6 protein-coding genes are annotated in these 8,961 nt (G+C 62.7%); 3 read left to right on the top strand and 3 right to left on the bottom strand.

Going from position 1 to position 8,961, the window contains the following annotated elements; genetic code table 11:
* Positions 1-632 precede the first annotated feature (632 nt).
* Positions 633-1,685: an NAD(P)-dependent alcohol dehydrogenase gene (locus tag DZK26_RS10720; protein WP_116898563.1), complete on the top strand. Its 1,053-nt coding sequence runs from the start codon at positions 633-635 to the stop codon at positions 1,683-1,685.
* 36 nt (positions 1,686-1,721) lie between these two features.
* On the opposite strand, the gene DZK26_RS10715 is transcribed toward DZK26_RS10720, so the two are convergent.
* From DZK26_RS10715 to nadA, 3 genes are all read right to left on the bottom strand, one after another.
* Positions 1,722-2,957, bottom strand: coding sequence for a trans-acting enoyl reductase family protein (locus DZK26_RS10715; protein WP_116898564.1), 1,236 nt, complete (start codon positions 2,955-2,957; stop codon positions 1,722-1,724).
* 87 nt (positions 2,958-3,044) lie between these two features.
* Positions 3,045-3,893 (bottom strand): carboxylating nicotinate-nucleotide diphosphorylase, encoded by an 849-nt coding sequence (nadC, locus tag DZK26_RS10710; RefSeq protein WP_116898565.1) that lies wholly within the window; start codon positions 3,891-3,893, stop codon positions 3,045-3,047.
* A 5-nt stretch (positions 3,894-3,898) separates the two neighbouring features.
* The gene (gene nadA, locus DZK26_RS10705; protein ID WP_181918415.1) at positions 3,899-5,002 is read right to left on the bottom strand and encodes a quinolinate synthase NadA; all 1,104 of its coding nucleotides are present in this window, start codon (positions 5,000-5,002) and stop codon (positions 3,899-3,901) included.
* 328 nt (positions 5,003-5,330) lie between these two features.
* Between nadA and DZK26_RS10700 the strand changes: the two genes are divergently transcribed.
* The gene (locus tag DZK26_RS10700) at positions 5,331-7,598 is read left to right on the top strand and encodes a S9 family peptidase (RefSeq protein WP_116898567.1); all 2,268 of its coding nucleotides are present in this window, start codon (positions 5,331-5,333) and stop codon (positions 7,596-7,598) included.
* Positions 7,595-8,776, top strand: a complete 1,182-nt coding sequence (purT, locus tag DZK26_RS10695) for a formate-dependent phosphoribosylglycinamide formyltransferase (RefSeq protein ID WP_116898568.1) — start codon at positions 7,595-7,597, stop codon at positions 8,774-8,776. The genes DZK26_RS10700 and purT overlap by 4 nt, the downstream gene beginning before the upstream one ends.
* Positions 8,777-8,961 lie beyond the last annotated feature (185 nt).

Below are 8,961 nucleotides of genomic sequence, written 5' to 3'. Positions count from 1 at the left end.
TACTTTTTTCTCGCGCGAAAAAAGTAACCAAAAGCGCGCTGAAAAGATTGCGGATGCGCCGCAGGACCAACAAGACGCGCGGGCTTCAGTATTTTGCTTCCATCTTCGCTCCTGCTCGGTCGAATTGTGTGGCGCCTTCAGCACGGATCGGGCGTAGTCCACACCTGAATGGCACGACTTCGACGAGGCAAACTTCCATTCACCGTGGCGGCAGGATTGGGGTAAAGGACCATAACGTCGAATGTGGGCACCTTGGCGCCGCTGTTGGCATTCACTGAGGTCGTGGCAATCGGTCGGGCCACGCCAAGCATTGAATCGAAGCCTCAATCAATGCGGCCGGGCACGAGCGAAGCCCCAGTCGTAATCCTGTGAAGCCACTCCGTCAGAAGGTTCCTGAGACGAATCCGTCCGTCTTTTAAGCGCGTTTTTCGTGCCTTTTTTCGCGCATGAAAAAAGGTACCCGCCATCAGCCTGCGAAGCAGGCCGGCGGAACAGCCCTTGAAGTGTCGAAACCCGCACCGCGCGCGGTGGCACCACCACCCCAAGTTGCCGGCGAATCAGCAATTAACTTCCGCATCACTGGATCAGCGTTATTATCCGGATGAATCAACAACAAACATGAGGCATCCATCATGGCAACACGAGCTTACGGTGCAGAATCGGAAACATCGGGAGTGGCCCCGCTCGACATCGAGCGCCGCAACCCTCGTCCCGATGACGTCAGTATCGAGATCGAATACTGCGGGATCTGTCACACCGATATCCATTTCGTTGAGAACGACTGGGGCATGACCGACTACCCGGTCGTCCCGGGACACGAGATCGTCGGCCGGGTCACGGACATAGGTGACGAAGTTGACGGATTCAAGGTGGGCGACCGCGTGGGCGTCGGTTGCCTGGTCGACTCTTGCCGTGAGTGCCAGGCCTGCGAGGAGGGCCTGGAGCAATACTGCACCGGGGGCAACGTGCTGACCTACAACGGCCGGGACCTGCACGACGGCTCGAAGACCTACGGCGGCTACTCGGAGAACATCGTGGTCAGCGACCGCTTCGTCGTGCGCATCCCGGAAAGCCTGAATCCTGCCGCCGCGGCACCGCTGCTGTGCGCCGGTATCACGACCTACTCACCGTTGCGGCATTTCGGTGTGGGTGAAGGCCATCGCATCGGCGTGATCGGCATGGGTGGCCTGGGGCACATGGGCGTCAAGCTCGCCCGGGCGCTTGGTGCGGAAGTCACGCTGTTCACCCGCTCCAGCGACAAGGCCGCAGAAGCCAGGCGCCAGGGCGCGCATAACGTGATCGTCTCCACCGACGAAAGCCAGATGGAAGCGGCCGCCGGGCAATTCGATTTCCTGCTCGATACCGTCCCCGTGGCTCACGACCTCAATCCCTACATCGCCACGCTCAAGCACGACGGCATTCACATGCTGGTGGGCATGCCCGAACCGGTCGATCCGCCGCTGGATGCCGGGCCGCTGATCTTCGGCCGCCGCTCGCTCGCCGGCTCGCTGATCGGCGGTCTTCCGGAAACGCAGGAATGCCTGGACTTCTGTGCCGAACACGGGATCGAATGCGATATCGAAATGCTCGACATCGGCAACATCAACGAGGCCTACGAACGCATGAAACGCGGCGACGTGCGCTATCGCTTCGTCATCGACATGAAGAGCCTGAAAGAAGGCTGAGAAAACGGCCCGCCGAAGTCCCGGCGGGCCGATGTTTCATGAAAGCACTTCGAATTTCAGCCCGGCATGGTGCTGGAGCCGCTTGAGCAGGTTTTCTCCGAGCGCCGTTGAAGGCGTCCAGATACCGCCGGCGCAGGCATCAGCCGGCAGGTCGCGGGCCAGGGCCAGGGCGGTTTCACCGAGCATTTTCGAAGTCGAGCCATAGCCGGGATCCCGGTCACCGCTGACCGACACGCGCAGCGACTGATCCTCGCCTTCGTTGCGCCCGTCGATGACGATCTTGAAAAAGCCGGCCTCGCGCTGCTCGGCCGAGGGACCCTCGCCGGGTTTGGGCAGTACCATTTTCTTCAGTAACCATCGGGTTGGACCGAGCGCGGCGCCCACGGCAAAGCTCCCCATGCCCAGCGAGACCAAAGAAGCCTTCATGCGACCGGAAAACCCGCGGCCGGTCATGACGGCCTCGTCATAGCGGAAATCCTTGCCGTAGCTGTGACCGGACAGGGCGTTGGCCTTGAGCACGACGCGTGTGTTGATGGCCGCCATGATGAAAGGGGCCGTCCACACGCCGAAGGCCGAATCGAAAGACGCCTTGGAGACGGAGGGCTGGCGCTCACCTTCGCGTACTTCAGGCGGACACAGGGCATAGGGGTTTTTGAGGACGCGGGCGACATCCTTGTCGCGTCGCGCCTCCTCGACGATATTGAGCATCGATGCGTAAGTGCCGCCGCTCAAGCCACCCTTGGCCGCCTTGACGCGCATGCGCACCCGGCTCAGCGGCTTGCCGAATTGCTTGGCCGCCTGGCGCTGGAGAAACCACACGCCCATGTCCGAGGGAATCGAGTCGAATCCGCAGCAGTGGACGATACGCGCCCCACTTCGTCTGGCCGCATCGGCATGTTCGTCCAGCATGCGCCGCATCCAGGGGACTTCGCCGGAGAGATCGCAATAGTCGGTGCCGTTTTCGGCGCAAGCGGCCACCAGGTCGGAGCCATAGAGCGCGTAGGGGCCGACCGTGGTACAGACCACGCGGGTGCGCTGTACCATTGCGTCGAGGGACGCCCGATCATGGCTGTCGGCGACAATGAGGGGCAAGCCCGCGGCAGTCTCACCGAGTTTGATGCGGATTTGTTCGAGCTTCTCGCGGCTGCGCCCGGCCAAGGCCCACTTGAGCTCTCCGCCGACGCCGTGGCGCCGCAGCAAGTGCTCCGCCACCAGGCGGCCGGTAAAGCCGGTCGCGCCCATCAAAACGATATCGAATTCGCGCTCGCTCATGCTGTCCCCGATTGCAGAATCTAGTGGGACAATATCATGTCTGTGGCAATGCGCCGTCCACACCGGTGGCTTTGAATGCCCCGGCTTTCAATCGACCGAGTCGAGGCCAAGGTCGATATTGGGCGCGGAGTGCGTCAGCGCTCCGACGGAGATTATGTCAACACCCGCAGCGGCAATCTCCCCCACCGTGTCGAGGGAAATGCTGCCCGAAGCTTCCAGCGTGACGCCCTGCCCCCTGCAACGCATCACCGCCTGCTTGAGGTCGGCATGGCTGAAGTTGTCCAGCAGGATGCTTTCGGCGCCGGCATCCAGGGCTTCTTCGAGCTGATCCAGGCTATCAATCTCGGCGGCGATACGCACCATATGGCCGGCGGAGAGCCGTGCGCGCCGAATCGCCTCGTGCACACCACCGGCGATGGCCACGTGGTTGTCCTTGATCAATATGGCGTCATCGAGACCGAAGCGATGGCTTGATCCGCCGCCGGCCCGAACGGCCGCCAACTCCAGTGCCCGCAGGCCCGGTGTGGTCTTGCGGGTATGCGCAATGCGTGCGTCGGTTTCGGCCACGGCGTCGACATACCGGCGCGTCAGCGTTGCGACGCCGCTGAGGCGCCCGAGAAAATTGAGTGCCGTTCGCTCGGCCATCAGGATCGCGGCCGCCGGCCCCGACAGTTCGGCTATCACGGTACCGGGCTCGAGCAGGTCGCCTTCGCCCTCGCGCCAATCGATCTCGATACCGGTCTCGCACTGAGCGAAGGTCTCCACGGCGGCTTCGACCCCGGACAACACGCCGACCTGCCGCGACACCAGCCGGAAGCGCCCGGTGGCCTCGGCGGGCACGATCGCGCCGGTGGTGATATCGCCACGGCCACCCAGATCCTCGGCCAGGGCGCGGGCGACGATCTCGGTAACCAGCTGACCGGGCAGCAAGTCCATCGCCCTCAGACGCTGACGTATTCGGCGCCGCGCGCCGGCCTGGCGGTATCGAATCCCGGCGGCTTGCCGCCGCTGGGCAGGTCCAGCATCGCCTGGAGACTGGCTCTGGCGCGCTCGGCGATATCGGCGGGTACTTCAATCTCGTAGCGCAGATTTCGCAGTGACTCGTAGATGTTCTTCAGCGTGATGCGCTTCATGTGCGGGCACAGGTTGCAGGGGCGAATGAACTGCGTGCCCGGATTGGCGACGGCGACGTTGTCACTCATCGAGCATTCCGTAATGAGGATGGCTTTCTTCGGTTGGTGCTCGGCGACATACGCCGACATGGCGCCCGTGGAACCGGCATAGTCGGCCGCCCGCAGCACCTCCGGTGGACATTCGGGATGGGTGATGATCATCGCGTCGGGATGTTCGGCCCGCAGCTGCTCGATCTCGTCGCGGGTGAACCGCTCGTGGACTTCGCAGTCACCCTTCCAGGTCAGGATGCGCAGATCGGTCTGGCTGGCCACGTTCTTCGCCAGGTACTCGTCGGGAATCATGATGACCGTATCGCTTCCCCACTGTGCGGCTACACCCTCGACGACGGGCACCGCATTGGACGAGGTGCAGCAGATATCCGCCTCGGCCTTGACCTCCGCCGAGGTGTTGACGTAGGTCACGATCGGATAGTCCGGGTAGGCCGCGCGAATCCGGCGCACGTCCTCCCCGGTAATCGAGGCGGCCAGGGAGCAGCCGGCTTCCAGGTCGGGAATCAGTACGGTCTTGTCCGGTGACAGAATCTTGGCCGTTTCCGCCATGAAATGAACACCGGCCTGGACGATGATGTCCTGCTTGGCTTCGGCGGCCACCTGGGCCAGCCGGAGCGAGTCGCCGGTAATGTCGCCGACACAGTTGAAGATTTCCGGCGTCATGTAATTGTGCGCCAGGATGACGGCGTTGCGTTCGGCCTTGAGACGGTTGATGGCGTCGATCAATGGTGCGTGCAGCGGCCATTCGACTTTCGGCACGACCTCGCGGACCCGCTCATAGAGCGCATCGGTGCGTTCGCGCACGCCAGCGTCATAGACGAGCCCTTCGGCGGCCAGGGGGAAATCATCGTTCAAATTCATAATCCGTATTCGTTTCGCTCGAGCCGGGTGGCGGTATATTACCCGCCCTGAATCCGGATATGCGGGCATCGACTCCTCGCCACAAGCATGAGACCGTTAGAATGTCTTCACTCCTCGAGCTCGAGCGTTTTCTTTCATGACCGTGCGCCATTCCAGTTCAACGCTTGCCCGGGCAAACGGGCTTTTCGCAACCGGCAAGTTCCGGGAGGCGGAGCAATTACGGCGCGACTAACTGAATGAGCCCCCGACCCCCGCCGGGCAGAGTTGCCTTGGGCAGTGCGGGACTCGACAATAGTATGTTGATCGTTCAATTCACCTGGAACCCAAGATGCGTACGCGACTGACCGCCATCCTCATATCGTTTCTGCTCACCGGCGCCGCGTTCGGCCAGGACGAGCCGCTCCGGCTCGAGCGCATCTTCTCCAGCCCCGATCTGGCGGGACCGACCCTGCGCCAGGCCGAGTTGTCGCCATCTGGCGACCGCGTCACCTTCCTGAAGGGGAGCGAGGACGACCGCAATCTCCTCGATCTTTGGGAATATCACGTTGCCGACGACACGATGCGCGTGCTCGTGGCCGCCGACGAGGTGATGTCCGAAGAGACCGAACTCTCGGCTGCCGAACAGGCCCGGCGCGAGCGCGAGCGGATTGCCGACCTGCGGGGCATCGTCGACTACCGCTGGTCAGCCGACGGTCGCTTCCTGCTCTTTCCCATCGGCGGCAATATCTTCCTGCTGGACATGGAGGCCGAAGAACGAACGGTGCGGCAACTGACCGAATCCGAGGCATTCGATACCGACCCGCAGATCGCGCCCGACGGCCGACACGTGGCGTTCGTGCGTGACCGCGACCTGTGGCTGGTCGCGACCGAGGGTGGCGAAGCCCGGCCGCTGACCGACAGTGCGACCGATACCATCGCCAACGGTGTGGCCGAATTCATCGCGCAGGAAGAAATGGGGCGCTCGACCGGCTTCTGGTGGTCCCCGACCGGGCAGCACGTCGCCTTCCTGCAGATCGACGAATCGCCGGTCGAGGTCACGCGCCGCTACGAGGTACAGGCGGACACCATCGAAATGGTGGAGCAACGCTATCCCTACGCCGGTACCGACAACGTAACCTACCGGCTGGGCGTGATCGATATCGAATCCGGCACGACCACCTGGATGGATCTGGGCGATGAGACCGACATCTACATCCCGAGGGTGAAGTGGCTACCCAACGGCGAGCAGCTAAGCTTCCAGCGGCAAAGCCGCGACCAGCAGTCTTTGGAACTGGTGGTCGCCAACATCGACAGCGGCGATTCGCGCGCGATTCTGACCGAAAACAGCGATACCTGGATCAACCTGCACGATGACCTTTATTTTCTCTCCGAGATGCCGGCGTTCATCTGGTCCTCCGAACGCGACGGCTTCCGCCACCTCTATCTCTACGACTACGAGGGTGAGGTGATCCGCCGCCTGACCGACGGGCCATGGCAGGTCGACGAGATGGTCGGCGTGGACGAGGAAATGGGTATGGTCTATTTCAACGGTTCGGAGGTTTCGACAACCGAAAAACACCTCTACCGTCAGTCCCTGATCACCCGCTCGCCGGAAGTCGTCAATCGGATTTCCCGGCGCTCGGGCTGGCACGAGGTCGGCATGGACAAAGCTGCGCGCATCTACGTCGACACTTTTTCCAGCAGCCGCCAGCCACCGCAACTCTCGCTGCACAGTGTCGACGGCGAGCGCCTGGCCTGGCTGGTGGAAAACCGGCTTGACGAGGAGCATCCCTACAGTCCCTATCGCGACGGGCATCGACCGACGGAATTCGGCTCCATCGTCGCCCCCGAGGGCCATGAACTCCACTACCGCCTGATCCGGCCGGCGGATTTTGATCCCGAAAAGAAATACCCGGTCTTCGTGCATGTCTACGGCGGCCCGACCCACCGCATGGTCACCGACAATTGGTCGCGACGCATGCTGATCGACCAGTACATGGCCCGCCGCGGCTACGTGGTTTTCTCCCTGGACAATCGCGGTGTGGAGCGGCAAGGCAAGGCCTTCCAGGAACCCGCGTACCTGAAACTCGGCCAGGTGGAAATGCGGGACCAGATGGTGGGCGTCGACTGGTTGCGCGCGCAGGACTTCGTCGATCCCGACCGCATCGGCATCTTCGGCTGGAGCTACGGCGGTTACATGAGCCTGATGGCGCTGGCCCAGTACCCGGGCGAATTCGCCGCCGGCGTTTCGGTCGCGCCGGTCACCAACTGGACGCTCTACGACACCCACTACACCGAGCGCTACATGGGCCGGCCGCAGGATCAGCCGGACGTCTATAAGCAGGGCAACGTCCTGACCTATGCCGATGCCATGACCGATCCGCTGCTGCTGGTCCACGGCATGGCAGACGACAACGTCCTTTTCACGCACTCGACGAAGTTGATGAACGACCTTCAAAACCGCGCATATCCCTTTGAATTAATGACTTATCCTGGCGAGAAGCACGCCATTGCCGGGGACGGTCCACGGCTGCACGCCTATCGCACGATCACCGATTTCCTCGACCGGCATTTACTTGAGGGGGAAAGCGAGAAAGGCGGAGAAACGATGCAATGACGGAAATCGGCACGCCGCATTCGGCCACCGCCACCCGGGTCATGCTGCTCGGCAGCGGGGAGTTGGGCAAGGAGGTGGTCATCGAATTGCAGCGGCTGGGCTGTGAAGTCATCGCCGTCGACCGTTACGATCACGCGCCTGCCATGGCCGTGGCGCATCGCCACCATGTCATCGACATGCTCGATCCCCAGGCCGTGCTCAGCATCGTCGAACTGGATCGGCCGCATCTCATCGTGCCGGAGATCGAGGCGATCGCCACCGATGCCCTGCTGCTGCTCGAGACCGAAGGCTACAACGTCATCCCGACGGCTCGCGCCGCGCACCTGACCATGAATCGCGAGGGCATACGGCGCGTGGCCGCGGAGGAGCTGGCGTTACCCACCTCGCCTTACCGCATTGTCGAAGGCCGTGAAGAGTACGAGCAAGCGGTAGGCGAAATCGGCTTGCCCTGCGTGATCAAGCCGATCATGTCCTCATCCGGCAAGGGCCAGAGCCTGGTCCGTAGGAAAGGCGACATCGCTCCGGCCTGGGACTACGCCCAGACGGGCGGGCGCAGTGGTGAAGGCAAGGTGATTATCGAAGGCTTCATCGATTTCGACTACGAGATTACCTTACTGACGGTTCGCCACTCCGGCGGCACCCTGTTCTGCGAACCCATCGGCCATACCCAGGAAGACGGCGATTACCGCGAGTCCTGGCAGCCCCAGCCGATGAGCGAAGTCGCGCGCATGGAGGCCGAACGGATTGCCGGGGCTGTCACCGATGCATTGGGAGGTCGCGGCATCTTCGGGGTGGAACTGTTCGTCAGGGGCGACGAGGTGTGGTTCAGCGAAGTCTCCCCGCGCCCGCACGACACCGGGCTGGTGACCCTGGTTTCCCAGGACCTGTCCGAGTTCGCCCTGCACGCGCGCGCCATCCTGGGCCTGCCAATTCCGCATATCGTCCAGCGCGGACCGAGCGCTTCAGCCGCCCTGCTGGTCGAGGGCGAGTCAAAGCAGGTCGCTTTTGAAAACCTGGAAAAGGCGCTTGATCAGCCGGATACCGACCTGCGACTCTTCGGCAAGCCGGAAGTCAGGGGCCGCCGCCGCATGGGCGTTACTCTCGCCCGCGGCGACAGCGTCGCCGATGCACGCCGCAAGGCGACGAAGGCTCGCGATGCCATTGGCATCAAGCTCTGACTGAAGCCTGCCCGGTTGGTTGTGTGTTGCCCCTCGATGCCGTGCGGGCTTCGACAAGTCAAAATATATTCCGCCCGCCTGCTTCGCAGGCTGATGGCGGCTAGCCTGGTGGTCATCCCGCCACGGAGTGGCTTCAGTATTTTGTGCGGGGGCTTCGTTTGTAATCTCTGAGACGCAGGCGGGCT

The sequence above is a fragment of the Wenzhouxiangella sp. 15190 genome, from assembly GCF_003417465.1.
Taxonomy (GTDB): domain Bacteria; phylum Pseudomonadota; class Gammaproteobacteria; order Xanthomonadales; family Wenzhouxiangellaceae; genus Wenzhouxiangella.
This window is presented reverse-complemented; position numbering and strand designations above follow the sequence as displayed.